24 protein-coding genes are annotated in these 24823 nt (G+C 69.2%); 12 read left to right on the forward strand and 12 right to left on the reverse strand.

Annotated elements, in window-relative coordinates; all coding sequences use genetic code 11:
* The first annotated feature begins 54 nt into the window (after positions 1–54).
* The 3 genes from OG223_RS19740 (at position 55) to OG223_RS19750 (ending at position 3687) form a co-directional block, all read left to right on the forward strand.
* Positions 55–1005 carry a PrsW family intramembrane metalloprotease gene (locus OG223_RS19740; protein ID WP_329250140.1) on the forward strand — a complete coding sequence of 317 codons (951 nt, stop codon included), beginning with the start codon at positions 55–57 and terminating at the stop codon, positions 1003–1005.
* Positions 1006–1087: 82 nt separating this feature from the next.
* Complete coding sequence (locus OG223_RS19745; RefSeq protein ID WP_329250143.1) at positions 1088–1327, forward strand: heavy-metal-associated domain-containing protein; 240 nt, start codon at positions 1088–1090, stop codon at positions 1325–1327.
* Between the two features lie 95 nt (positions 1328–1422).
* Positions 1423–3687 carry a heavy metal translocating P-type ATPase gene (locus OG223_RS19750; RefSeq protein WP_329250146.1) on the forward strand — a complete coding sequence of 755 codons (2265 nt, stop codon included), beginning with the start codon at positions 1423–1425 and terminating at the stop codon, positions 3685–3687.
* 986 nt (positions 3688–4673) lie between these two features.
* On the opposite strand, the gene OG223_RS19755 is transcribed toward OG223_RS19750, so the two are convergent.
* From OG223_RS19755 to OG223_RS19780, 6 genes are all read right to left on the reverse strand, one after another.
* Entirely contained in the window at positions 4674–5963 is a 1290-nt protein-coding gene (locus OG223_RS19755) for a citrate synthase (RefSeq protein ID WP_262058043.1), read from the reverse strand.
* Positions 5964–6143: 180 nt separating this feature from the next.
* Positions 6144–8429, reverse strand: a complete 2286-nt coding sequence (recD2, locus tag OG223_RS19760; RefSeq protein WP_329250151.1) for an SF1B family DNA helicase RecD2 — start codon at positions 8427–8429, stop codon at positions 6144–6146.
* Between the two features lie 32 nt (positions 8430–8461).
* The gene (locus OG223_RS19765) at positions 8462–8644 is read right to left on the reverse strand and encodes a DUF397 domain-containing protein (protein WP_329265379.1); all 183 of its coding nucleotides are present in this window, start codon (positions 8642–8644) and stop codon (positions 8462–8464) included.
* 28 nt (positions 8645–8672) lie between these two features.
* Positions 8673–8861, reverse strand: coding sequence for a DUF397 domain-containing protein (locus OG223_RS19770; protein ID WP_329250153.1), 189 nt, complete (start codon positions 8859–8861; stop codon positions 8673–8675).
* Between the two features lie 4 nt (positions 8862–8865).
* Positions 8866–9054, reverse strand: a complete 189-nt coding sequence (locus tag OG223_RS19775; protein ID WP_329250156.1) for a DUF397 domain-containing protein — start codon at positions 9052–9054, stop codon at positions 8866–8868.
* A gap of 8 nt (positions 9055–9062) precedes the next feature.
* Complete coding sequence (locus tag OG223_RS19780; RefSeq protein WP_329250158.1) at positions 9063–9914, reverse strand: helix-turn-helix domain-containing protein; 852 nt, start codon at positions 9912–9914, stop codon at positions 9063–9065.
* Between the two features lie 234 nt (positions 9915–10148).
* On the opposite strand from OG223_RS19780, the gene OG223_RS19785 reads away from it, so the two are divergent.
* From OG223_RS19785 to rbsD, 6 genes are all read left to right on the forward strand, one after another.
* On the forward strand, positions 10149–10568 hold the full coding sequence (locus tag OG223_RS19785; protein WP_329250161.1) for an ATP-binding protein: 420 nt from the start codon (positions 10149–10151) through the stop codon (positions 10566–10568).
* Positions 10569–10842: 274 nt separating this feature from the next.
* On the forward strand, positions 10843–11889 hold the full coding sequence (locus OG223_RS19790) for a LacI family DNA-binding transcriptional regulator (protein WP_329250163.1): 1047 nt from the start codon (positions 10843–10845) through the stop codon (positions 11887–11889).
* Positions 11886–13430, forward strand: a complete 1545-nt coding sequence (locus OG223_RS19795) for a sugar ABC transporter ATP-binding protein (protein WP_329250166.1) — start codon at positions 11886–11888, stop codon at positions 13428–13430. Before OG223_RS19790 ends, OG223_RS19795 begins: the two co-directional genes overlap by 4 nt.
* Entirely contained in the window at positions 13420–15372 is a 1953-nt protein-coding gene (locus OG223_RS19800) for an ABC transporter permease/substrate-binding protein (RefSeq protein WP_329250169.1), read from the forward strand. The genes OG223_RS19795 and OG223_RS19800 overlap by 11 nt, the downstream gene beginning before the upstream one ends.
* A gap of 47 nt (positions 15373–15419) precedes the next feature.
* Entirely contained in the window at positions 15420–16322 is a 903-nt protein-coding gene (locus OG223_RS19805) for a ribokinase (protein ID WP_329250172.1), read from the forward strand.
* Positions 16319–16708 carry a D-ribose pyranase gene (rbsD, locus tag OG223_RS19810; protein WP_329250175.1) on the forward strand — a complete coding sequence of 130 codons (390 nt, stop codon included), beginning with the start codon at positions 16319–16321 and terminating at the stop codon, positions 16706–16708. Before OG223_RS19805 ends, rbsD begins: the two co-directional genes overlap by 4 nt.
* A 470-nt stretch (positions 16709–17178) precedes the next feature.
* Here rbsD and OG223_RS19815 read toward each other — a convergent pair whose 3' ends face one another.
* From OG223_RS19815 to OG223_RS19835, 5 genes are all read right to left on the reverse strand, one after another.
* Complete coding sequence (locus OG223_RS19815; protein ID WP_329250178.1) at positions 17179–17535, reverse strand: hypothetical protein; 357 nt, start codon at positions 17533–17535, stop codon at positions 17179–17181.
* Between the two features lie 266 nt (positions 17536–17801).
* Positions 17802–18341, reverse strand: a complete 540-nt coding sequence (locus OG223_RS19820; RefSeq protein ID WP_329250181.1) for an RICIN domain-containing protein — start codon at positions 18339–18341, stop codon at positions 17802–17804.
* 171 nt (positions 18342–18512) lie between these two features.
* On the reverse strand, positions 18513–19313 hold the full coding sequence (locus OG223_RS19825; RefSeq protein WP_329265381.1) for a sugar phosphate isomerase/epimerase family protein: 801 nt from the start codon (positions 19311–19313) through the stop codon (positions 18513–18515).
* A gap of 35 nt (positions 19314–19348) precedes the next feature.
* Complete coding sequence (locus tag OG223_RS19830) at positions 19349–20500, reverse strand: dihydrodipicolinate synthase family protein (protein ID WP_329250184.1); 1152 nt, start codon at positions 20498–20500, stop codon at positions 19349–19351.
* Positions 20497–21654 (reverse strand): Gfo/Idh/MocA family protein, encoded by a 1158-nt coding sequence (locus OG223_RS19835; protein ID WP_329250186.1) that lies wholly within the window; start codon positions 21652–21654, stop codon positions 20497–20499. Before OG223_RS19835 ends, OG223_RS19830 begins: the two co-directional genes overlap by 4 nt.
* Before the next feature lie 227 nt (positions 21655–21881).
* Here OG223_RS19835 and OG223_RS19840 point away from each other — a divergent pair, with 227 nt between their 5' ends.
* On the forward strand, positions 21882–22934 hold the full coding sequence (locus OG223_RS19840; RefSeq protein ID WP_329250189.1) for a LacI family DNA-binding transcriptional regulator: 1053 nt from the start codon (positions 21882–21884) through the stop codon (positions 22932–22934).
* 118 nt (positions 22935–23052) lie between these two features.
* Positions 23053–23211, forward strand: a complete 159-nt coding sequence (locus OG223_RS19845) for a hypothetical protein (RefSeq protein WP_329250192.1) — start codon at positions 23053–23055, stop codon at positions 23209–23211.
* Here OG223_RS19845 and OG223_RS19850 read toward each other — a convergent pair.
* A complete protein-coding gene (locus OG223_RS19850) occupies positions 23208–23756 on the reverse strand; it encodes a GNAT family N-acetyltransferase (RefSeq protein ID WP_329250195.1) in 549 nt (182 codons plus the stop codon). The two genes, OG223_RS19845 and OG223_RS19850, sit on opposite strands and share 4 nt — an antisense overlap.
* Positions 23757–23873: 117 nt before the next feature.
* Between OG223_RS19850 and OG223_RS19855 the strand changes: the two genes are divergently transcribed.
* A complete protein-coding gene (locus OG223_RS19855) occupies positions 23874–24809 on the forward strand; it encodes a bifunctional helix-turn-helix transcriptional regulator/GNAT family N-acetyltransferase (protein WP_329250197.1) in 936 nt (311 codons plus the stop codon).
* Positions 24810–24823: the final 14 nt, after the last annotated feature.

Genomic DNA, 24823 nt, shown 5'->3' on the forward strand with positions numbered 1-24823 from the left:
ATCTACCATAAAGTGCCGGTAAATCTGCCCTGTAGGAGTACGAGGGGATTTGCCGTGACCTACTCTCCGCCGCCCGGCGCGCCCCGGGCCCGTATCCCCGGGCCGCAGCAGCCGCCGCCGACGTACCCCCAGATCCGCACCGGTCTGTGGAAGCAGTGCCTGGGCGGCGGGCTGGCGCTGTGGGTGCTGACCGCGCTGGTCACGTACGCGACGAAGAACACCACCCTCCTGCCGACGCTGATCCTGCTCGGCAGCTTCCTGGTGCCCGTGACCTTCGTCCTGTGGGCGTACGAGCGGCACGGGCGCGACCTGGGCGTCAGCGTGATCCTCGGCTGCTTCCTGACCGGCGGCACGCTCGGGGTGCTGGGCGCCTCGGTGATGGAGTACTACCTGCTGCACCCCTCCTTGTGGATGTTCGTGGGCGTCGGGCTCATCGAGGAGGCCGTGAAGCTCGGGGCACTGATGTTCGTGCTGCGCCGGCAGCCTCGGCTGCACGGGATGCGGGCCGGGCTGGTGCTGGGCGCGACGGTCGGCTTCGGATTCGCCGCCCTGGAGAGTGCCGGTTACGCCTTCAACGCGGCCGTCTCCGCCAAGGGCATCGATCTGCGCGCCCTCCTGGAGACCGAGATCCTGCGCGGGGTACTCGCCCCCTTCGGGCACGGCCTGTGGACGGCGATCGCGGGCGGGGTCCTGCTCTCCTACCGGCAGTTGAACGGGCGTTTCCGCTTCACCGGCCCGGTCGTCGGCACGTTTCTCGGCGTCTCCCTGCTGCACGCCCTGTGGGACTCGACGCACGGGATCGCCATCTGGCTGGTGGCCCGGCTGTCGGGAACGGGCCTGGACCGGCAGTTGTTCGCCCAGGGGTACATCCCGCGGCCGACCGACCAGCAGGAGCATCTCTTCACGATGTTCTCGGTGGGCGGAATGGTGCTCGTGGCCCTGCTCGGCATCGGCTGGGTGCGGTCGCTGGCCCGCCGCGATCCCTCTTGGAGAAATACCCCCTAGGGGTATAGTCTGGGGACAGAGTGAGCCACCGTGGGCCACTCCGACCCCTTAGGCCTCCACACGCCTCCACGAGGAGAACGACATGACCGCCCAGACCGACACCCAGGGTTCCGTCACCACCGTCTACAAGGTGAGCGGGATGAGCTGCGGACACTGCGAGGGCTCCGTCTCCGGCGAGATCTCCGGGCTGCCCGGCGTCAGCTCGGTGAAGGCCGTCGCGTCGACCGGCGAGGTCACCGTCGTATCCGCCGCCCCGCTCACCGACGAGGCCGTCCGCGCGGCCGTCGACGAGGCGGGCTTCGAGCTCGTCGGCCAGGTCTGATCGGAACCCGCACCACACTTCTGTTTTCCGACCGGGCCGTGCCGACCAGCTCATACTGGCTCCGTGCGGTCCGGTCCGATGTCTGGAGTCCGGACATGACCAGCACCACCGCGATCGGCACCACCGCAGAGACCCCCATACCCGCGGCCCCCGAAGCCGCCGCCGCCGAGGTCGAGTTGCTCATCGGCGGGATGACCTGCGCCTCCTGCGCGGCCCGCGTCGAGAAGAAGCTCAACCGCATGGACGGCGTCAGCGCCACGGTCAACTACGCGACGGAGAAGGCGAAAGTCAGCTACCCGGCGGGCATCCAGGTCGCCGATCTCATCGCGACCGTGGTGAAGACCGGGTACACCGCCGAGGAACCCGCACCGCCCGAGCCGGAGCCACCGACCCGCGACGACGATCCCGAACTCGCCTCCCTGCGCGAGCGGTTGACCGTCTCGGCCGTCCTCGCGCTGCCCGTGGTGCTGCTGTCGATGATCCCGGCCCTGCAGTTCGACAACTGGCAGTGGCTCGCACTCACCCTCGCCGCGCCGGTCGTCGTCTGGGGCGGACTCCCGTTCCACCGGGCCGCGTTCACCAACGCCCGGCACGGCGCGGCCACCATGGACACCCTTGTCTCGGTCGGCACGCTGGCCGCGTTCGGCTGGTCGCTGTGGGCGCTGTTCTGGGGCGACGCGGGCATGGCCGGCATGCACGACGAGTTCCGCCTCACCGTCTCGCGCACGGACGGCGCCTCGACGATCTACCTCGAAGTGGCCGCCGGAGTCGTCGCGTTGATCCTGCTGGGCCGCTATCTGGAGGCCCGCTCCAAGAGGCGGGCGGGAGCGGCCCTGCGCGCGCTCATGCAACTGGGCGCCAAGGATGTGGCAGTTCTGCGGGACGGTCGTGAAGTACGGCTCCCCGTGGCCGAGTTGGCGGTCGGGGACCGTTTCGTCGTACGGCCCGGGGAGAAGATCGCGACCGACGGCACCGTCGTCGAGGGCACCTCCGCGGTCGACGCGTCGATGCTGACCGGCGAGTCGGTACCGGTGGACGTGGCACCGGGTGACACCGTCACGGGCGCGACCGTGAACGCCGGCGGGCGGCTCGTCGTAGCAGCGAGCCGGGTCGGTTCGGACACCCAACTCGCGCGCATGGCGCGGCTGGTGGAGGACGCGCAGAACGGCAAGGCCGAGGTGCAGCGGCTCGCGGACCGGATCTCCGGGATCTTCGTGCCGGTGGTGCTGCTGATCGCGCTCGGCACGTTCGGGACGTGGCTCGCGGTCACCGGAGACGTGGCCGCCGCGTTCACCGCGGCCGTCGCCGTGCTGATCATCGCCTGCCCGTGCGCGCTGGGCCTGGCCACCCCGACCGCCCTCATGGTCGGCACCGGCCGCGGCGCCCAACTGGGCATCCTGATCAAGGGCCCCGAGGTCCTGGAGTCCACCCGCCGCGTCGACACGGTCGTCCTCGACAAGACGGGCACGATCACCACCGGCCGCATGACCCTCCAGGAGGTCCACGTCGCCGAGGGCACCGACGAGCGGGAGCTACTGCGGCTCGCGGGCGCCCTGGAGCACGCCTCCGAGCACCCCGTCGCGCGGGCCGTGGCGGCGGGCGCGGAGGAGCGGGTGGGCCCGCTGCCGCCGGCCGAGCACTTCGAGAACGTGCCCGGCCGTGGCGTACGCGGGCGCGTGGAGGGCCGTGAGGTGGCCGTGGGGCGCCTCTACGACACCCTCCCCGAGGAGTTGACCCGAGCCGCCTCCGAGGCCGAGAGCGGCGGACGTACGGCCGTGGTGGTCGGCTGGGACGGAGTGGCGCGCGGGGTCCTCGCGGTCGCCGACGCGGTCAAGGAGACCAGCGCCGAGGCCGTACGGGAGCTGCGGGCCCTCGGACTCACCCCGGTGCTGCTGACCGGGGACAACCGCGCGGTCGCGGAAGCGGTGGCCGCCGCCGTCGGGATCTCCCCCGGGGACGTCATCGCCGAGGTGCTGCCCGAGGACAAGGTCGCCGTCGTACGACGACTGCAGGGCGAGGGACGGACCGTCGCCATGGTGGGCGACGGGGTCAACGACGCGGCCGCGCTCGCCACCGCCGACCTGGGGCTCGCGATGGGCACCGGGACGGACGCGGCGATCGAGGCGAGCGATCTGACGCTGGTGCGCGGGGATCTGCGGGTGGCCGCGGACGCGATCCGGCTGTCCCGGCGGACACTGACCACCATCAAGGGCAATCTCGTATGGGCTTTTGGATACAACGTGGCGGCGCTGCCGCTCGCCGCCGCGGGCATGCTGAACCCCATGATCGCGGGGGCCGCGATGGCCTTTTCGTCGGTGTTCGTGGTGTCCAACAGCCTGCGACTTAGGACATTTCGCTGAAGTTCCGCAAAGTTACCGGGAGTTACGGGAACCTGAAGCAAGAGTCCCTCTAGAGACCGACGACGGCCTCACATAAGCTCTTCACAAGGCTCGCGCATCATCCTTACGCTGGGGCCCCGACCACGACATCGGGGCTCTTGCGCATCTAACGGACATATGCAAGAGACGCAGATCACAGTGATGTGAACGTAACCATCGAAGGGGTTCGAAGGTCTAAGTTGACGATGTCAGCAAGCGTCTTGGGGGGCGCGAACTGGCATCTGAGGATGTCTTGGGGGACTTCCTCAGAGATGCGTTGCCGGGACACGTACACCGGGGAGCTTTGAGCGGCCCTCCCGTCGTGCGGTGTCCCGGCAGATCGCACACATCACTGGCTCCACCCGGTAGTACGAGGAGTTTTGCTCGTTCTACTCAACGAGGCTCAGCTTGATCGAGCCTCGGCAGTACGCAGTACAGCGATTCAGGCGCTGGTTCTCTAAGACGCCCGGCCGGATCCCGTGGGGGGAATCCGCACCGGGACATGGGAAGGCGCCCTGTACGCCGGCCCGTGGGGGGACCGTCGGCAGGGCGCCTTCTTCCCCTCTTTTTTCGAGCTCGGTTCGCCTCCGGGGCGCCAAAGCCTGTGTCGAGAGTCCCACCGTGCTCGGCGCTGCGCGCCTCCGCGCTCCCCCACTCTCGGCTTCGCTCGAGCGGGAGGGACCCCCACGGACTCTCGACACAGGCGCGCCCCTTCGGCTCACTCGCCGACGTGAGGCGCGGGTGTCGAAAGGGCGCGGTCTTGCTGTGGTCCGGAGTTTTGCAGTGGTGCAGTGCTCCGGAGCTGTTGCTGCGCTGCGGCGTCCCTTCCCTTAGAGACGCCGGGCACTGCTGCTTTTAAGGGGCGCGGGGCTGTGACACGTGCGGCTCCGCCGCGCGGGCGCGACCAGCCCCCACCGGGCCCGCAGCAAACGAACTGCGGACCCCGGCGGAGCGCTTGGTGGAGTGCTTCAGCGACCCTCGACCGGGACGAAGTCGCGCTCGACGACGCCCGTGTAGATCTGGCGCGGGCGGCCGATACGGGAGCCGGGCTCCTTGATCATCTCGTGCCACTGGGCGATCCAGCCCGGGAGGCGGCCCAGGGCGAACAGGACCGTGAACATCTCGGCCGGGAAGCCCATGGCCCGGTAGATCAGACCGGTGTAGAAGTCGACGTTCGGGTAGAGGTTGCGCGAGACGAAGTAGTCGTCGGACAGCGCGTGCCCCTCGAGCTTGAGCGCGATGTCCAGCAGCTCGTCGGACTTGCCGAGGGCCGAGAGGACGTCGTGCGCGGCAGCCTTGATGATCTTGGCGCGCGGGTCGAAGGACTTGTACACCCGGTGGCCGAAGCCCATCAGGCGGACGCCGTCCTCCTTGTTCTTCACCTTGCGGATGAAGGAGTCGACATCGCCGCCGTTGGCCTGGATGCCTTCCAGCATCTCCAGGACGGACTGGTTGGCGCCGCCGTGCAGCGGGCCCCACAGCGCGTTGATGCCGGCCGAGATCGAGGCGAACATGTTGGCCTGCGAGGAGCCGACGAGGCGGACCGTGGAGGTCGAACAGTTCTGCTCGTGGTCCGCGTGCAGGATCAGCAGCTTGTCCAGCGCGGAGACGACGACCGGGTCGAGGTCGTACTCCTGGGCGGGGACCGAGAAGGTCATGCGCAGGAAGTTCTCGACGTAGCCGAGGTCGTTGCGCGGGTAGACGAACGGGTGGCCGATCGACTTCTTGTACGCGTACGCCGCGATCGTCGGAAGCTTCGCGAGCAGCCGGATCGTGGAGAGGTTGCGCTGCTTCTCGTCGAACGGGTTGTGGCTGTCCTGGTAGAACGTGGACAGCGCCGAGACGACCGACGACAGCATCGCCATCGGGTGGGCGTCGCGCGGGAAGCCCTTGTAGAAGTTCTTGACGTCCTCGTGCAGCAGGGTGTGCTGCGTGATGTCGTTCTTGAACACGGTGAGCTCGTCGACGGTCGGCAGCTCGCCGTTGATGAGCAGGTAGGCGACCTCCACGAAGGTGGAGCGCTCGGCCAACTGCTCGATCGGGTAGCCGCGGTACCGGAGGATGCCCTGCTCACCGTCGAGGTAGGTGATGGCGGATTTATAGGCGGCGGTGTTCCCATAACCGCTGTCCAGCGTCACCAGACCGGTCTGAGCACGGAGCTTCCCGATGTCGAAGCCCTTGTCGCCGACGGTGCTGTCGATCACCGGGTAGGTGTACTCGCCGTCGCCGAACCGCAGTACTACAGAGTTGTCGCTCACGTCATCCCTCACCGACGTTGTGCCTCTTCTTCGAGGTTGCCCTGACTGTCTCTACCATCCCCCATTTGGCGCAGGAGAGTGCACTCGGGGTCGACCATTGGGCCTATTGGCGGCACTGAGTGCCGCCAACCTGCTCATCCTGCCCCCTCGACCCCGACATCTGGAAGTGCTGTGTGACCTTCACGACTCATTTGATCGATCATTTTTTACGGTCAGTCGGAAGTCCAGTGCCGTGCAGCGCCGCCCCGCGGACACCGTGCGCACCGCCTGCCCGATCGCCTTGCGCGATCCGACCAGCACGACCAGTTGTTTGGCCCGGGTCACCGCCGTATACAACAGGTTCCGCTGGAGCATCGTCCACGCGCTCGTGGTGACCGGGATCACGACGGCCGGATACTCACTGCCCTGGGAGCGGTGGATGGTCACCGCATACGCGTGGGCCAGCTCGTCCAGTTCATCGAATTCGTACGGCACTTCCTCGTCCTCGTCCGTCAGCACCGTGAGGCGCTGGTCCACCGGGTCGAGTGAGGTGACGACGCCGACCGTGCCGTTGAAGACGCCGTTCTCGCCCTTCTCGTAGTTGTTGCGGATCTGGGTGACCTTGTCGCCGACCCGGAAGACCCGCCCGCCGAACCGCTTCTCGGGGACATCGGGCCGACCGGGCGTGATCGCCTGCTGCAACAGCCCGTTGAGGTTGCCCGCGCCCGCCGGTCCCCGGTGCATGGGCGCGAGCACCTGCACGTCCCGGCGCGGGTCGAGCCCGAACTTGGCCGGAATCCGGCGCGCCACCACGTCCACGGTGAGCCGGCCGACCTCCTCCGTGTCGTCCTCGACGAAGAGGAAGAAGTCCTTCATGCCGTCGGTGACCGGCTGCTGCCCGGAGTTGATCCGGTGCGCGTTGGTGATCACGCCCGACTGCTGGGCCTGGCGGAACACGCGCGTGAGGCGTACGGCGGGGATCGGACCGCCCTCGGCCAGCATGTCGCGCAGCACCTCGCCGGCGCCGACGCTGGGGAGCTGGTCCACGTCGCCGACGAAGAGGAGATGCGCCCCCGGGGGCACGGCCTTGACGAGCTTGTTGGCGAGGAGGAGGTCGAGCATGGAGGCCTCGTCGACCACGACCAGATCGGCGTCCAGGGGCCGGTCCTTGTCGTAGGCGGCATCGCCCCCGGGCTTCAGCTCCAGCAGCCGGTGGACGGTTGAGGCGTCGGCGCCGGTGAGTTCGGCAAGTCGCTTGGCGGCACGGCCGGTTGGGGCGGCGAGGACGACCTTGGCCTTCTTGGCGCGGGCGAGTTCGACGATCGAGCGCACGGTGAACGACTTGCCGCAGCCGGGCCCACCGGTGAGAACGGCGACCTTCTTGGTCAACGCGAGCCGGACGGCGGCTTCTTGCTCGGGTGCGAGCTCCACGCCCGTCTTCCCCTTCAGCCAGCCCAGCGCCTTGTCCCAGGCCACGTCGTGGAAGCCGGGCATGCGGTCCGCGGTCGTGTGCAGCAGGCGGCGGAGCTGGGCGGCGAGGGAGAGTTCGGCGCGGTGGAAGGGGACGAGGTAGACGGCGGTGACGGGTTCCGAGTCGCCGTCGGGCCCGGGGACCTTCTCCCGTACGACACCGGGGTCGCCCGACTCCTCGTCCGGCAGGGCGAGTTCGGCGAGGCACTCGATGACGAGACCGGTGTCGACCTGCAACAGCTTCACCGCGTCGGCGATCAGCCGCTCCTCGGGGAGATAGCAGTTGCCCTGGTCGGTGGCCTGCGAAAGGGCGTACTGCAACCCCGCCTTGACGCGCTCCGGACTGTCATGGGGAATCCCGACGGACTGGGCGATCTTGTCGGCGGTGAGGAAGCCGATGCCCCAGACGTCGGAGGCGAGACGGTAAGGCTGGTTCTTGACGACGGAGATCGACGCGTCGCCGTACTTCTTGTAGATGCGCACCGCGATCGACGTGGACACCTCGACGGTCTGGAGGAAGAGCATGACCTCCTTGATCGCCTTCTGCTCCTCCCAGGCCTCGGCGATCTTCTTGGTCCGCTTGGGCCCGAGCCCCGGCACCTCGATGAGGCGCTTGGGCTCCTCCTCGATGATCTGCAGGGTGTCCAGGCCGAAGTGCTGGGTGATGCGGTCGGCGAAGACGGGGCCGATGCCCTTGACGAGACCCGAGCCGAGGTAGCGGCGGATGCCCTGGATGGTGGCAGGGAGGAGGGTCGTGTAGTTCTCGACGGTGAACTGCTTGCCGTACTGGGGGTGGGAGCCCCAACGGCCTTCCATGCGGAGGGATTCGCCGGCCTGGGCGCCGAGCAGCGCGCCTACGACGGTGAGGAGATCGCCGCCGCCTCGGCCGGTGTCTACGCGGGCGACCGTGTAGCCGTTCTCCTCGTTGGCGTAGGTGATGCGTTCCAGGACGCCTTCGAGGACGGCGAGGTGGCGCTCGCCTGTGGGGTTGCCTCGATTTGTCGCCTGGGTGGACATGGGTCGACGGTACCGGGCGGGTGTGACAGCGCTCAGGGGAGTCGGCGGAGGGGGTGCTGTTTGAGGGCTTCAAGAAAGGTGGCGAAGGCGGGGACCGGGAAGGTGAGGGTGGCCCTGGAGGGGGTTTTCGTGTCGCGGACCGCTACGTGGGTCGGAGTGTTCGCGATCTCCACGCAACTGTTGCCGTCGCCCTCGCCGGAGTAGGACGACTTCAGCCAGTGGTCGGGGTGCCCATGGGGTGCCTCACAGGTCTTTGACGAGCCCGTCGATGAAAGCGGTAAAGGCCTCGGCGGGGAAGGCGAGGGTGGCGCGGGTCGGGACCTTGGAGTCCCTGACGGCTATGTGCAGGTGGCGACGGGCAACCTCCACGCAGGCATCACCCTGGCCGCCCCCGGAGTACAACGACTTCTGCCAATTGTCAGGGGTGATCATGCGGTCACAGCTCCTTCGCCAGCCTGTGGATGAAGGCGGTGAATGCCTCGGCACGAAAGGTGAGGGTGGCCCGGTCCGGGGCCTTTGAGTCGCGTATCGCTATGCGGGTGAGGCGGTTGGCGATCTCCAGGCAGGAGTCGCCGTCGCCAGCGCCGGAGTAGGACGACTTGCGCCAGTTGTCGAGGGTGTCCATGGGGTTCCTCACAGCTCTTTGGCCAGCCTGTGGATGAAGTCACGTGACCGATCGGGATCAAGTGACACAGTTTCCACTTTACGAAAGAGGGTTCGGAAGACGCCGAGTTGGGCCTCGGAATCGATGAAAGCCGCACCGTGAGGCCCGTCGCGCACCACAGTGTCCAGCCTGGGTACAGCTCCGCCCGCCAGCATCATGGCCGTCCAGGATCCACCGAAGCCGTCCAGATCGAAGGGGATCACGCGTACGGCGATGTGGTTCGCTTCGGAAGATTCAACAAGGTGGGCAAGCTGGGCCCGTGAGGCAGGCCGGTCGCCGACCCGGATGCGCAGCGCGGCCTCGTGGATCACAGCCTCATACGGAGCGGGATCCGGCCCTTCGATGATCACCTTGCGTTGCATTCGATGCCTGACCCGCAACTCCAGCTCCTCGTCGGGGAGTTCAGGGACCCTGTAGGCGTAGAGGGCGCGAGTGTAGGCCTCCGTCTGGAGCAGACCCGGGATGTAGAGGAACTGGATCTCCCGCAGGGACGCCGCGTGCTGTTCCAGTTCGGCCAGGTCGCGGAACGGCGTGGGGAGCAGTCCTCGGTACTCCTCCCACCAGCCACGGGTCCGGTCCGTCGCCATGGCCACCAGCGCCGAGATCAACTCGTCGTCGGTGCACGCGTAGTGGACAGCGAGGCGACGCAGCCGCTTTTCACTCACGCCCGCGAAGCCCGCCTCGATCTGACTGATCTGCGGTGGGCTCACGCCGAGCAGTGTCGCGGCCTCACGGGCCGAGAGGCCCGCCGAGTCGCGGAGTCTGCGCAACTCGACCGCCAGCCGCATCTGACGTGCCGTCGGCTCACTCCGCAGCGCCATGGACCACTCCCCTCAACGCGCTTGGAAGCGCGACTCGTTCGAGGGTCAGGTTACGCGATCACCTTGCGAAGTCTTAATGATTAACCCTACCGTTAGTGACGCGACGCACACACTGCGGAAACCCCGGGACACCTGAAGCGCACCACTCCGTCCTGCCACGACGGCTGTGGCACTGCCACCGCCCACGACACCCGCAGCCCTCCGAAATCCCCACCATCGAACCGGAGTTGCCGCATGCCCGAAATCCCGACCCCACCCGTCCCCTGGGAGTACTGCCTCTACGTCCCGAACGACCTGCGCGCCGTCACCGTCAGCCGCCGTACCCTCCGCCTGATCCTCACGGTGCACGGCCTGATCCGCCTGGCCGACACCGCGGAGCTGCTCGCGACGGAGCTGGTCGCCAACGCCGTACGGCACACGAAGGGGCCCGCTGCACTGCGCGTGGGCTGGACGGCGGGAGTGTTGCGGCTCGGGGCCTGGGACGCCGACCCCGAACCGCCGGAGCCGCCACGGCCGTTGGAGGAACTCGGCGACTCGGAGGACGGGCGCGGTCTCGCACTCGTGCGGGCCTGCGCCGACCAGTGGGGGTGGCAGCCGTTGTCGCGGAACGGCAGGCGGGGGAAGCTCGTGTGGTGCGAGCTTGCCGCCGCTTGAAGTGACCGCCGGGGTCTTCGGGCTTGGGCAGTGCAGCCCGCCCGGGCCAGCGGGGGCCTCCCACAAAAGCGTGACACTTCAGCGCGGAGTGTCACACTTTCCCGGGCCCACCCCCTCCTTGCGCCGAGCATCCTCGCGCGCCACCGCCCAGATCACCCGCCCCACGAGCCGGTCCGACACCGTTCATCACAATCCGGTCACACCCCCTTGTTTACTCGCATGTAATCGATTCCAATCCTTCATGTAATCGATTCCACAAGGAGGTGGAACGGCGATGGCGAGCATCAAGGACGTCGCCGCCGAGGCCGGGGTCTCCGTGGCCACGGTGTCGCGGGTGCTGAATGATCATCCGTCGGTCAGTGACGACGCACGCACGCGCGTGCTGGCCGCCGTAGCGGTGCTGGGCTACCGCCCGAACGCCGTCGCCCGTTCGCTGCGCACCGATCAGACCCGCACCCTCGGCCTGGTCATCAGCGACGTGCTCAATCCGTACTTCACCGAGCTCGCCCGCTCCGTCGAGGAAGAGGCCCGCGCGCTGGGGTACAGCGTGATCATCGGGAACGCCGACGAGCGGCCGGAGCTGCAGGACCACCACGTGCGGACGCTGCTGGACCGTCGTATCGACGGACTGCTCGTCTCCCCCACCGACGGCGGCTCCCCCGGCATGCTGGACGCCGCCCGCGCCGGGACCCCCATGGTGTTCGTGGACCGGTGGATCCCGGGCCTGGACGTGCCCGTCGTGCGGGCCGACGGGCGGGCCGCCATCCGGGATCTCGTCGCGCATCTGCACGGTCTCGGGCATCGCAGGCTCGCCATCATCGCTGGCCCCGCCGCCACGACCACCGGCAGTGAGCGCGTCGCCGCCTTCCGGGACGCGCTCGCCGAGTACGGGATTCCCCTCCCCGACGTCTACATCGGGCAGGGCGACTTCCAGGCCGAGAGCGGGCGACAGGTCACCGAGGGCTTCCTCGATCTGCCCGAGCCGCCCGAGGTCGTCTTCGCCACCGACAACCTGATGGCGCTCGGGGCCCTGGACGCCGTACGCGCGCGTGGGCTTCGGGTTCCCGAGGACCTCGCGCTGGCCGCGTTCGACGACATCCGGTGGTTCGTGCACACCGATCCGCCGATCACCGCGATCGCCCAGCCGACCGGTGACCTGGGGCGGGCCGCCGTGCGGGCCCTCGTCGACCGGATCGAGGGGCGGGTGCCGGAGTCCGTCACCCTTCCCGCCCGCCTGGTCGTGCGCCGCTCGTGCGGTGAGCCGGGACCCGCGCAACCCCCTGTCGGAACTGTTGAAACTGTTCGAAGGAGCAAGTCGTGAGCAACGACGACGAGTTGCTGCGCATCGAGGGCATCCGCAAGACCTTCCCCGGTGTCGTCGCGCTGGACGGCGTCGACTTCGATCTGCGCCGGGGCGAGGTCCATGTGCTGCTCGGTGAGAACGGCGCCGGCAAGAGCACCCTCATCAAGATGCTCTCCGGTGCCTACCGCCCCGACGGCGGTCGCATCCTGGCCGGGGGCGAGGAGGTGCGCATCCACAGTGCGCAGGACTCCGCGCGGCTCGGGATCGCCACCATCTACCAGGAGTTCAACCTCGTTCCCGATCTGACCGTCGCCGAGAACATTTTCCTGGGGCGGCAGCCGCGCCGGCTGGGGATGATCGACCGGAAGCGGATGGAGGCCGACGCCGCCGTTCTGCTGGAGCGCGTGGGTGTGAACGTGTCGCCACGCGCGCGTGTGCGTGAACTCGGTATCGCGCGGCTCCAGATGGTCGAGATCGCCAAGGCGCTGAGTCTCGACGCGCGTGTGCTGATCATGGACGAACCGACCGCCGTCCTCACCTCCGAGGAGGTCGAGAAGCTGTTCTCCATCGTGCGCCAACTGCGTGCCGACGGCGTCGGGATCGTCTTCATCACCCATCACCTGGAGGAGATCGCCGCCCTCGGTGACCGCGTCACCGTCATCCGGGACGGGAAGTCCGTCGGGCAGGTGCCTGCCTCGACCCCCGAGGACGAGCTCGTACGGCTCATGGTCGGGCGGTCCATCGAGCAGCAGTATCCGCGTCAACGGGCCGACACCGGCGCCGCGTTGCTCTCCGTCGAGGGGCTCACCCGGGACGGTGTCTTCCACGACATCAGCTTCGAGGTGCGGGCCGGCGAGGTCGTCGGGATCGCCGGGCTCGTCGGGGCGGGTCGTACGGAAGTCGTACGGGCCGTCTTCGGGGCCGACCCGTACGACCGGGGGACCGTGAAGGTCGGCGGCTCCGCGTTGCGCGGGCACGACGTCAACGCGGCGATGACCGCCGGGATCGGGCTCGTGCCCGAGGACCGCAAGGGGCAGGGGCTCGTCCTCGACCAGTCCGTGGAGGAGAACCTCGGGCTCGTCACCATGCGGGCCGCCACCCACGGCGGACTCGTCGACCTCAAGGGGCAGCGGGTCGCGGCCGCGCGGATCGCCGAGCAGTTGGGCGTACGGATGGCCGGACTCGGCCAGCAGGTACGGACGTTGTCCGGCGGCAACCAGCAGAAGGTCGTCATCGGCAAGTGGCTGCTCGCCGACACCAAGGTGCTGATCCTCGACGAGCCGACGCGCGGGATCGACGTCGGCGCCAAGGTCGAGATCTATCAGCTCGTCAACGAACTCACGGCCGCCGGTGCCGCCGTGCTCATGATCTCCAGTGATCTGCCCGAAGTCCTCGGCATGAGCGACCGGGTGCTGGTCATGGCCCAGGGGCGCATCGCGGGCGAACTCTCCGTCGAACAGGCCACGCAGGACTCCGTGATGGCACTCGCCGTCAGCACACCGACCCAAATGACTACCGCTGAAGCACCTACCGCCGTGGAGGGCCACCGTGGCCACTGAAACGCTCAAGAGCACACCGGGCGCGAGTGGCGCCTCGGGAATCCGCCGACTGCTCCTGGACAACGGCGCGTTGACCGCGCTCATCGTCCTCGTCATCGCCATGTCGGCGCTCTCCGGCGACTTCCTCACCACCGACAACCTCCTCAACGTCGGTGTCCAGGCGGCCGTCACCGCCATCCTCGCCTTCGGTGTCACCTTCGTGATCGTCTCGGCGGGCATCGACCTGTCGGTCGGTTCGGTGGCGGCCCTCTCGGCCACCGTGCTGGCCTGGAGCGCCACGCAGCACGGCGTCCCGGTCTTCCTCGCCGTGATCCTCGCGATCGCCACGGGCATCGCGGCCGGTCTCGTCAACGGCTTCCTCATCGCCTACGGCAAACTGCCGCCGTTCATCGCGACGTTGGCGATGCTGTCGGTGGCGCGCGGGCTGTCGCTGGTGATCTCGCAGGGCTCCCCGATCGCCTTCCCCGACTCGGTCTCGCACCTCGGTGACACCCTCGGCGGCTGGCTGCCGGTGCCGGTCCTGGTGATGATCGTGATGGGGCTGATCGCCGCCTTCATCCTGGGGCGGACGTACATCGGGCGGTCCATGTACGCGATCGGCGGCAACGAAGAGGCCGCGCGGCTCTCGGGGTTGCGCGTCTCCAAGCAGAAGCTCGCGATCTACGCCCTGTCCGGCGTGTTCGCCGCCGCCGCGGGCATCGTCCTCGCCTCCCGGCTCTCCTCCGCGCAGCCGCAGGCCGCCGACGGTTACGAGCTGGACGCGATCGCCGCGGTCGTCATCGGCGGTGCCTCCCTCGCGGGCGGCACCGGCAAGGCGTCCGGCACGCTGATCGGCGCGCTGATCCTCGCGGTGCTGCGCAACGGCCTCAACCTCCTTTCCGTGTCGGCCTTTTGGCAGCAGGTCGTCATCGGTGTCGTCATCGCCCTGGCCGTCCTCCTCGACACCGTGCGCCGTAAGGCGGGCGCAACTCCCGTCACCGGTGCGGGTGTCGGCGGTGGCGGCAAGGGCAAGCAGGCGACCACGTACGCGCTCGCGGCCGTCGTCACCATCGCGATCGTCGGCGCCACCTCCTTCCTGCACAACGACTCCTCCACGACGTCGAAGCCCAAGCTCGGTCTGTCGCTCTCCACGCTCAACAACCCGTTCTTCGTGCAGATCCGGTCCGGTGCGCAGGCCGAGGCCAAGAAGCTGGGCCTGGACCTGACGGTCACCGACGCGCAGAACGACGCCTCGCAGCAGGCCAACCAGCTCCAGAACTTCACCAGTTCGAACTACGGCGCGATCATCGTCAACCCGGTGGACTCGGACGCGGCGAGCAACTCCGTGAAGGCCGCCGACAAGGCGAAGATCCCGGTGATCGCGGTCGACCGCGGCGTCAACAAGGCGGCCGTGGACACGCTGGTCGCCTCCGACAACGTCGTGGGCGGTGAACTCGCCGCGAAGACCGTCGCCGAGAAGCTGGGCGGCACCGGCAAGATCGTCATCCTCCAGGGCCAGGCGGGCACTTCGGCGGCGCGCGAGCGGGCCGAGGGCTTCGCCAAGGGACTGAAGGCCTACCCCGGCATCCAGGTCCTCGCCCAGCAGCCCGCCGACTTCGACCGCACCAAGGGCCTCGACGTGATGTCGAACCTGCTCCAGGCGCACCCCGACGTCCAGGGCGTCATCGCCGCCAACGACGAGATGGCCCTCGGCGCCATCAAGGCGCTCGGTTCCAAGGCGGGCAAGTCGGTCTCGGTCGTAGGCTTCGACGGCACGCCCGACGGGCTGACGGCGGTGAAGCAGGGCACGCTGTACGCGTCCGTGGCACAGCAGCCGAGCCAGTTGGGCAGAATCGCCGTGGACAACGCGCTGCGCGCGGCTCAGGGCAAGAAGGTGGAGACGACGGTGAAGGTGCCCGTGAAGGTGGTCACCCAGGAGAACGTGGCCGGTTTCACCGGCTGACAGCGGACCGGTCACCACGCCAAGTCACCACTGTGGGGAGTCACTTCATGTACGACTACGACCTGCTGGTCGTCGGATCGGCCAACGCCGACCTCGTGATCGACGTCGAGCGGCGGCCGGCCGCCGGCGAGACGGTCCTCGGTTCCGACCTGGCCGTCCACCCGGGCGGCAAGGGCGCCAACCAGGCGGTCGCCGCCGCCCGGTTGGGAGCCCGTACGGTCCTGCTGGCCCGGGTCGGCGACGACGCGTACGGCAGGCTGCTGCTCGACTCGCAGCGGGCCGCCGGGGTCGACACGGTCGGCGTGCTGGTCGGGGGCGCCCCGACCGGGGTCGCGCTGATCACGGTGGACCCGTCCGGCGACAACAGCATCGTGGTGTCGCCGGGGGCCAACGGGAAGCTGTACCCCGTCGACATCCAGGCCGCGGCCTGTCTCTTCCAGGCCGCGCGGGTGGTCTCCGTACAACTGGAGATCCCGCTGGAGACGGTCGTGGAGGTCGTACGGAATCTGGCGGACGGCAGTCGCTTCGTGCTGAACCCGTCGCCGCCCCGGCCGCTCCCGTCCCAAGTCCTGGCGGCCTGCGACCCGTTGATCGTCAACGAGCACGAGGCGAAGGTGATCCTCGGGGACGCGTGTGTGAGCGAGCGGCCCGAGGACTGGGCGCGGATCCTGCTGGCGAAGGGGCCGCGTTCGGTGGTCGTGACGCTGGGCGCGGAGGGCGCGCTGGTGGCCTCCAAGGACGGGATCACGCGGGTGCCGTCCGTGAAGGTGGACGCCGTGGACACGACGGGTGCGGGCGACGCTTTCACCGCGGCGCTGGCCTGGCAACTGGGTACGGGTGCGGCACTGGCGGACGCGGCGGCGTACGCGGCGCGGGTCGGGGCGGCGGCCGTCACCAGGAAGGGCGCCCAGGACTCCTTCCCCACGGCGGACGAGGTCGCCGCACTGTGAAGAAGGCAGGGATTCTCAACCGTCATCTCTCCGGCGCGCTGGCCGAGTTGGGGCACGGGGACGGGGTGCTGGTGTGCGACGCCGGGATGCCGATCCCGAAGGGTCCCCGCGTGGTGGACCTGGCGTTCCGGGCCGGGGTGCCGTCGTTCGCGGAGGTGCTGGACGGGCTGCTGGCCGAACTGGTGGTGGAGGGCGCGACGGCGGCACGCGAGATACGCGACGCCAACCGGGCCGCCACCGCCCTGCTCGACGCCCGCTTCCCCGACCTGGACCTCGTCTCCCACGAGCGGCTCAAGGAACTGTCGGCGGGTGCGCGGCTGATCGTCCGGACGGGCGAGGCGCGGCCGTACGCGAACGTGCTGCTGCGGTGCGGGGTGTTCTTCTAGCGCCCGTCGGGCCGGCGCGGGACCGGACACATTCGAGGGGGCCTGGTCCGTCGACCAAGCCCCCTCGGCTATTCCCCTCCAACATCAGGACCCCTCAAGATCCCCCCAGATCCCCCTCCAAGAGTCCCGATGCCAAGTAGGACCCACGGACTACGGGGAGGGTTGTACGCCGTCTTGAGAATTTTTCAAAACAGTCTCCGCCCCGCCTCCAGGTGCCAATGAAACGGGGCATAAGTGGGCCAAGGCGGCCAAGCCGGTGGCGAACGCGGTGGCCAAGACGACGGGGCTGCCGCCGGCGGCCGTGGCGCGGGTCGTCGAGATGCCGGCCCCGGCCGTACTCGCGGTGCTCACGAAGCGGGTGGCGAAGAAGTAGGGCGGGTGGGTACGGCATACTCCTGACCTCCTGCCCCACCCCGGATCGAACGGGGTGGGGCAGGGCTCAGGGGTGTGTCAGCGCGGGGCGGCCGGCGTCAGCGGACGGTGACCGAGACGCCCTTGGACACGGTGGCGCCGTCCTTGACGCGCAGGACCTGGACGCCCTTCTTCTGGAACTTGTCGGTCAGCTTGTAGGCGCTGTGGTTGACCTTGGCCGTCACCGGCAGGGACTTCCAGGTCGCGCCGGACTTGACCTGGAGCGTCACCTTGCCGCCCTCCTTCAGGCCGGCGGTCTTGCCGGTGAAGGTGACCACGTCGCCGAGCTTCACGGAGGTGTGGTTGGCCTTGAGGGTGATGCTCGGCGCGGGGGCGGGCGCGGCGACGGCGGCGGTGGCACCGGCGGCGACGAGCGCGGCGGAGACCACGGACACAGCGGCGATACGGACGTTCACAGATAACTCCTTGCTTTGTTTCTCGAATTGTTTCTCTTATGCACCTCTCAGGCTTCTCTCATACAAGAGAAAGCCCGGAAGACCGCACTTCCGGGCTTTCCCCCGGCCCCGCGGCGAGCACGATCCTACAGACATGACCTGGGGAGATACGGTTCCGGAAAGCTCCGAAAAACCTAAATCGACAGGCTGGTCACAGGAATTGCGCGCACCGCACGGACCCTGATCTGCATTTATAAAAACGAGCTGTGTGAAGGTGACTCTCACATTCAGACGGTGACGAACTGCCAGTGCTGGGCCGCTGTGCCGTCGCAGGCCCGCAGTCTGGTCCCCGCGGAATCGGCCGTGCTGGCGCTCACCACCCACAGGCACTGGTCGAGGCCCCGCGACCGGACCTCGTTCCACTCGAACCCGGCGGGTACCGCACTCCACTGCTGTCCGGTATTGCCGTTGCAGGTGTTCACCACGGTGACCGTGAACAGGAAGGGCTGCATGCACAGGCCGCTTTCCTTGCTCACCAGGAAGTAGAAGCCGTCACCGGTGGGCACCGCGGTCCACAGCTGGTTGTCCGTACCGGTGCACCTGAACTGCTGGACACCGGCGAACGGTTTGGGGTCCTCTCGCCTGACGTCCAGGCACTTGCCGCTGTTCTGGTTGACCACCTTGAAGTACGCACCGGCCAGTGCCGGTAAGGCCGAGCCGGCCGGTTGAGCTCCGGCGGTACCCGAGCCGCCGATCACCACGACCGACACGGCTGCCAGGAGCGCCAGGAGCGTCCCCGCGCGTCTGCAGATACTGGAAATGGCCATCTCGCCTCCCCGTCGGACGGCCGCGACGGCCCCGTGCCCCCGCGTTGTCGGACCGTCCGCGGGCAGTGTGCGCCTGCCGCGAGTGGCCTGTCGCGCCCTGTTCCGGCGAACGGAACCGCCCCACCCCGCCGGAGCGGAGTGGGGCGGAACACGAGCGGGTCACTCACGGACTCATCGGATCACATGCTCCACGAACCGCGCCGCCGTCTCCGCCAGCACCTCGCGTCCGTCCCGCGCCCACAGCCCGTCGTTGAACAGCTCGACCTCGACGGAACCGGTGTATCCGGCGGCCTCGACGTACGAGAGCCACTCCCGCATGTCGATCGCGCCGTCCCCGATCTGTCCGCGGCCGTTGAGCACGCCCTCGGGCAACGGGGTGGTCCAGTCGGCGAGTTGGAAGGTGTGGATACGGCCGCCCGCGCCCGCCCGGGCGATCTGCGCCGGGGCCTGGTCGTCCCACCAGATGTGGTACGTGTCGACCGTGACGCCGACCTGCCGGGCGGGGAAGCGCTCGGCGAGGTCGAGGGCCTGGGTGAGCGTCGAGACCACGCAGCGGTCGGAGGCGAACATCGGGTGCAAGGGCTCGATGGCCAGCCGTACGCCCCGTTCCTCCGCGTAGGGCCCCAACTCGCCCAGCGCGTCGGCGATCCGCTCCCGTGCGCCGTGCAGGTCCTTCGAGCCGGCCGGCAGACCGCCCGACACGAGTACCAGGGTGTCCGTGCCGAGCGTGGCCGCCTCGTCGACGGCCCGGCGGTTGTCGTCCAGGGCGCGGACGCGCTCGGCCGGGTCGAGCGCCGTGAAGAAGCCGCCCCTGCACAACGTTGTCACCACGAGGCCCGCGTCGCGGACCAGTTTCGCGGTGGCCTCCAGGCCGTACGACTGGACCGGCTCGCGCCACAGGCCGACGCCGGGGACGCCCAACTCCAGGCAGGCGTCGACCAGTTCGGGCATGCCGAGCTGCTTCACCGTCATCTGGTTGATGGAGAAGCGGGACAGGTCGGAATCGCTCACTGGGTCACTCCGTACAGGGCGAGCAGGTTCTTCATCCGTTCCTCCGCGAGCTTCGGGTCGGGGAACAGGCCCAGGCCGTCGGCGAGTCGGTAGGCGCGGGCGAAGTGCGGGAGGGAGCGGGCCGATTGGAGGCCGCCGACCATCGTGAAGTGCGCCTGGTGGCCCGCGAGCCAGGCCAGGAACACCACGCCCGTCTTGTAGAAGCGGGTGGGTGTCTGGAAGAGGTGGCGGGACAACTCGACGGTGGGGTCGAGGAGTTCACGGAAGCCGGCCGTGTTCCCGGTGTCCAGGACGCGGACCGCCTCCGCCGCCAGCGGGCCGAGCGGGTCGAAGATGCCGAGCAGCGCGTGGCTGAAGCCCTGGTCGTCACCGGCGATCAGCTCGGGGTAGTTGAAGTCGTCGCCGGTGTAGCAGCGAACGCCCTGCGGCAGTCGGCGCCGGATGTCGATCTCCCGCTGAGCCTCCAGGAGCGACACCTTGATGCCGTCCACCTTGTCGGGGTGGGCCGCGATGACTTCGAGGAACGTGTCGGTGGCCGTGTCCAGGTCGGACGAGCCCCAGTAGCCCTCCAGCGCCGGGTCGAACATCGGGCCCAGCCAGTGCAGGACGACGGGTTCGGTGGCCTGGCGCAGCAGGTGGCCGTAGACCTCCAGGTAGTCCTCGGGCCCCTTCGCGACGGCCGCGAGCGCGCGGGACGCCATCAGGATGGCCTGCGCGCCGGACTCCTCGACGAGGGCCAACTGCTCCTCGTACGCGGCCTGTACGTCGGCCAGGGTGCCGCCGGTGATCTGGTCGGTGCCGACGCCGCACGCGATACGGCCGCCAACTGCCTTGGCCTCGGCGGAACTTCGGCGGATCAGCTCGGCCGCGCCCGCCCAGTCCAGGCCCATGCCGCGCTGCGCGGTGTCCATCGCCTCGGCGACCCCGAGCCCGTGCGACCAGAGGTGGCGGCGGAAGGCGAGGGTGGCGTCCCAGTCGACGGCGGCGGGAGAGTCGGGGCTCGAGTCGGCGAACGGGTCGGCCACGACGTGCGCCGCCGAGAACACCGTACGAGAGGTGAAGGGGGTGCCGGAGGTGACGGCGAGGGGTTCGGACCGGGGCTCGTAGGCCGTCAAGGCCCCTGAGGCGTCCGGGAGTTGGATGGTCACAGGGCGATCTCCGGGACGTCGAGACGGCGGCCCTCGGCGGACGACTTCAGGCCCAGCTCGGCGAGCTGGACGCCACGGGCGCCGGCCAGCAGGTCCCAGTGGTAGGGCGCGTCGGCGTAGACGTGCCGCAGGAACAGCTCCCACTGGGCCTTGAAACCGTTGTCGAAGTCGGCGTTGTCGGGGACCTCCTGCCACTGGTCGCGGAAGACCTCGGTGGCGGGGATGTCGGGGTTCCAGACCGGCTTGGGGGTGGAACTGCGGTGCTGGGCACGGCAGTTACGCAGCCCGGCGACCGCCGAGCCCTCCGTGCCGTCCACCTGGAACTCGACGAGTTCGTCGCGGTTGACGCGGACGGCCCAGGAGGAGTTGATCTGCGCGATGGCTCCGCTGTCCAGCTCGAAGATGCCGTAGGCGGCGTCGTCGGCGGTGGCGTCGTAGGGCTTGCCGTTCTCGTCCCAGCGCTGCGGGATGTGGGTGGTGGCGATGGCCTGGACGGACTTGACGCGGCCGAACAGCTCGTGGAGGACGTACTCCCAGTGCGGGAACATGTCGACGACGATGCCGCCGCCGTCCTCCGAGCGGTAGTTCCACGACGGGCGCTGGGCCGCCTGCCAGTCGCCCTCGAAGACCCAGTAGCCGAACTCGCCCCGGATGGACAGGATCCGGCCGAAGAAGCCGCCGTCGATGAGCCGCTTGAGCTTGAGCAGGCCGGGGAGGAAGAGCTTGTCCTGGACAACGCCGTGTTTGATGCCGGCGGCGTCGGCGAGGCGGGCCAGTTCCAGGGCGCCGTCGAGGCCGGTCGCGGTCGGCTTCTCGGTGTAGATGTGCTTGCCCGCGGCGATCGCCTTCTTCAGCGCCTCCTCGCGGGCCGAGGTCACCTGGGCGTCGAAGTAGATCTCGACGGTCGGGTCGGCGAGGACCGCGTCGACGTCCGTGGAGACGTTCTCCGGGTCCAGTCCGTGCTGCTCGGCAAGCGCCTTCAGCGCGTGCTCGCGGCGGCCGACGAGGATCGGTTCCGGCCACAGCACGGTTCCGTCGCCGAGGTCTAGACCACCCTGCTCGCGCAGTGCGAGGATCGAGCGGACGAGGTGCTGGCGGTAGCCCATGCGCCCGGTCACGCCGTTCATGGCGATACGCACCGTCTTGCGTGTCACGTGTTTCCCTTCGTCCGCATGCGTCCCAACGACGCAGCAAGCGCTTTCTATATATGCAGAAGCTAGCCTTTGCCCACTGGTCTGTACAAGACCGTGATGGGGTCGAGTTGTTCGAGGGGGCGAACGACCGGGGTGGGTGGCCTTATGGTCTGCTCGGACGGGGGCTTCCTTTGAGCAGCCTATGTACAACGGCGTACGACAAGATGCGCGACCGGAGGACGAACAACATGACGGTGACCCTGGCGGACGTGGCGGCCCGCGCCCAGGTCTCCCCCGCGACGGTGTCGCGCGTACTGAACGGCAACTACCCGGTGGCGGCCACCACGCGGGAGCGGGTGCTGCGGGCGGTCGACGAGCTCGACTACGTGCTCAACGGTCCCGCGAGCGCGCTGGCGGCGGCCACCTCCGACCTGGTCGGCATCCTGGTCAACGACATCGCCGACCCCTTTTTCGGGATCATGGCGAGCGCGATCCAGGCCGAGATCGGGGGGCCGGGCGGGCGCGCGGGCGGGGAGCGGCTGGCTGTGGTGTGCAACACAGGGGGCTCCCCGGAGCGCGAGCTGACGTACCTGACGCTGTTGCAGCGGCAGCGGGCGGCGGCCGTGGTGCTGACCGGCGGCGCGATGGAGAACGCGCCGCACGCGGCGGCGGTCGCGGCGAAGCTGCGGAAGCTGGGGGAGGCGGGGACGCGGGTGGTGCTGTGCGGGCGGCCGCCGGCGCCGGACACCGGGGCGTTCGCGCTGACCTTCGACAACCGCGGGGGCGGGCGGGAGCTGACCGAGCACCTGATCGGGCTCGGCCATCGACGGCTGGGCTACATCGCGGGCCCGGAGGAACGGACCACGACCCGGCACCGGCTGGAGGGCCACCGGGAGGCGCTGGCCGCGCACGGCATCGTCGAGGATCCTCGCTGGACCGTGCACGGCCGCTACGACCGGCGGTCGGGCTACGAGGCCACGCTCGAACTCCTGCGCCGGGACCCGTCGTTGACGGCCGTGGTCGCGGCGAACGACTCCGTCGCGGTGGGGGCGTGCGCCGCGCTGCGGGAGTCGGGGCGGCGGATTCCGGACGACGTCTCGGTCGCCGGGTTCGACGATCTGCCGTTCAGTGTGGACGCGGTGCCTTCGCTGACGACGGTGCGGTTGCCGTTGTCCGATGCGGGGGCTCGGGCGGGGCGGATCGCGATGGGGCGGGAGGAGCCGCCGCCGGGTGGGATCGCCACGGTTCGGGGGGAGTTGATGGTTCGGGGGTCTTCGGGGGTGCCTCGGAAGCAGCCGTGAGGAGGGGGTCGGCTGGTGTCGGCCGGCTCCTTGTCAGAGGTGGCTGGTTGACCCATGCCGTGACGTTTCTGGTGTGGGTCGAGAGCGATGCGGACGGATGGCGTGCCGAGCCGGAGGCATGGACGCAGGCCATCCGCGCCCGGAGGAGCGGTTCGGGGCGCGGGTCGTGTCGGGGTTCGGGAGTGCGCTGACCGTGTCGGTCGCCCGGCCGCCCCTCGATGCCGAGCACGCGGAGGGGCTGGTGGGGCGGCACCAGTGGCGGTTCTGGTGGGACTAGGGGGCTGGAGGGGGCGAGGACCACTCCCCCATCCACTGCTCGGCGCCCCACGCCTCGTACCGCCCCACCTCGGTGAACCCCAGTTTCGCCGCGAGCCGCATCGAGCGGGTGTTGGCCGTCTGGGTGCAGAGCACCACCGGTTCGCCGGGAAGTGTGGCAGCGAACCAGGTGAGCGCCGCCGCGCATGCCTCGGCGGCGAAACCGCGCCCCCATGCCTCCGGCAGGAACAGGTAACCGAGGCCTGCCTCCCCGGCGTTCGGGCGGACCTGACTCCGCTCCTCGTCCTCGCGCCGGTTGAACTCGACGCTGCCGATCATCGCTCCGTCGAGTTCGACGACGAAGAGGCCGGGGTGCCTCCCGGGCGTCTCGGGCAACGCGCGTGCCAGCTCGTCGCGCGCTCGCGGGCCACCGAGGTACGTATGCACCTCCGACGACGCCAACAACTCGATGAACGCCGTACGGTCCCGGGCCTCGGACTCGCGGAGGACGAGCCGCTCGGTCCTGATCGGGGCGGGAGGCCAGGCGACGGGGCCGAGTCCGGTCATGGCGGGGAACCTAGCGCAGCCCCAAACCATGGACGCGCGGCCCTCCCCGGTACTACCGTCGGAACCGCAATACCTCTGACTGAGTCAACTACCCTGAGCGAGCACCGGGGATCGATCATGACCGTCCAGGACATCCGCGCCTTCAACCGCTTCTATACGAACGTCATCGGCGCCCTCGACTACAGCCGCCACCTCTACGCCCCCTTCACCCTCACCGAGTCCCGCGTCCTGTACGAACTCGCGCACTCACCGCGCACGGACGCCGCCGATCTCCGTTCCGAACTGTCGCTGGACGCCGGGTACTTGAGCCGGATCCTGAACCGGTTCGAGCAGGACGGGCTGATCGAGCGGGCGCCCTCGCAGCGGGATCCGCGGCGGCGGCAGGTCACGCTGACCGTGCGCGGGCGGGAGACCGCCGACCTGTTGGCCGAGCGGGCGGACGAATCCGTCGGGGCGCTGCTCGCGACCGTGCCGGACGCCGACCGGCCGCGGCTCTCCGAGGCCCTGCGCACCGTACGGACGATCCTGTCGGACGGACCGTCGCCCACCCGGCCCGAGGAGGTCGCGCTGCGTGAGCCGGGGCCCGGTGATCTCGGGTGGATCGTGCAGCGGAACGCGGCGCTGTACGCCGCCGAGTACGACTTCAACGCCGACTACGAAGGACTCGTGGCGCGGATCGTCGCCGATTTCGCGGAGGATCACGATCCGCATCTGGAGCGGGTGTGGATCGCCGAGCTGGACGGGCGGCCGGTGGGGTGCGTGATGTGCGTGCGGGACGACGCCCCGGGTACCGCCCGGCTGCGGCTGCTGCTCGTCGAACCCGACGCCCGCGGGCTGCGGATCGGCGACCAACTCGTCTCGGCGGTCGTCGAGTTCACGCGCGGGGTCGGTTATCGCGACCTCGTCCTGTGGACGAACGACATTCTCGGCGCCGCCCGCCGCATCTACCAACGGCACGGGTTCGTCCTCGTCGCCGAGAAACCGCACCGCTCCTTCGGCCAGGATCTCGTCGGCCAGGACTGGCGGCTCGACCTGCACGGGACCGGTGAGTGACGAGTAGGGTCGCG

Origin of the sequence: Streptomyces sp. NBC_01478, from assembly GCF_036227225.1 — a bacterium.
Classification (GTDB): domain Bacteria; phylum Actinomycetota; class Actinomycetes; order Streptomycetales; family Streptomycetaceae; genus Streptomyces.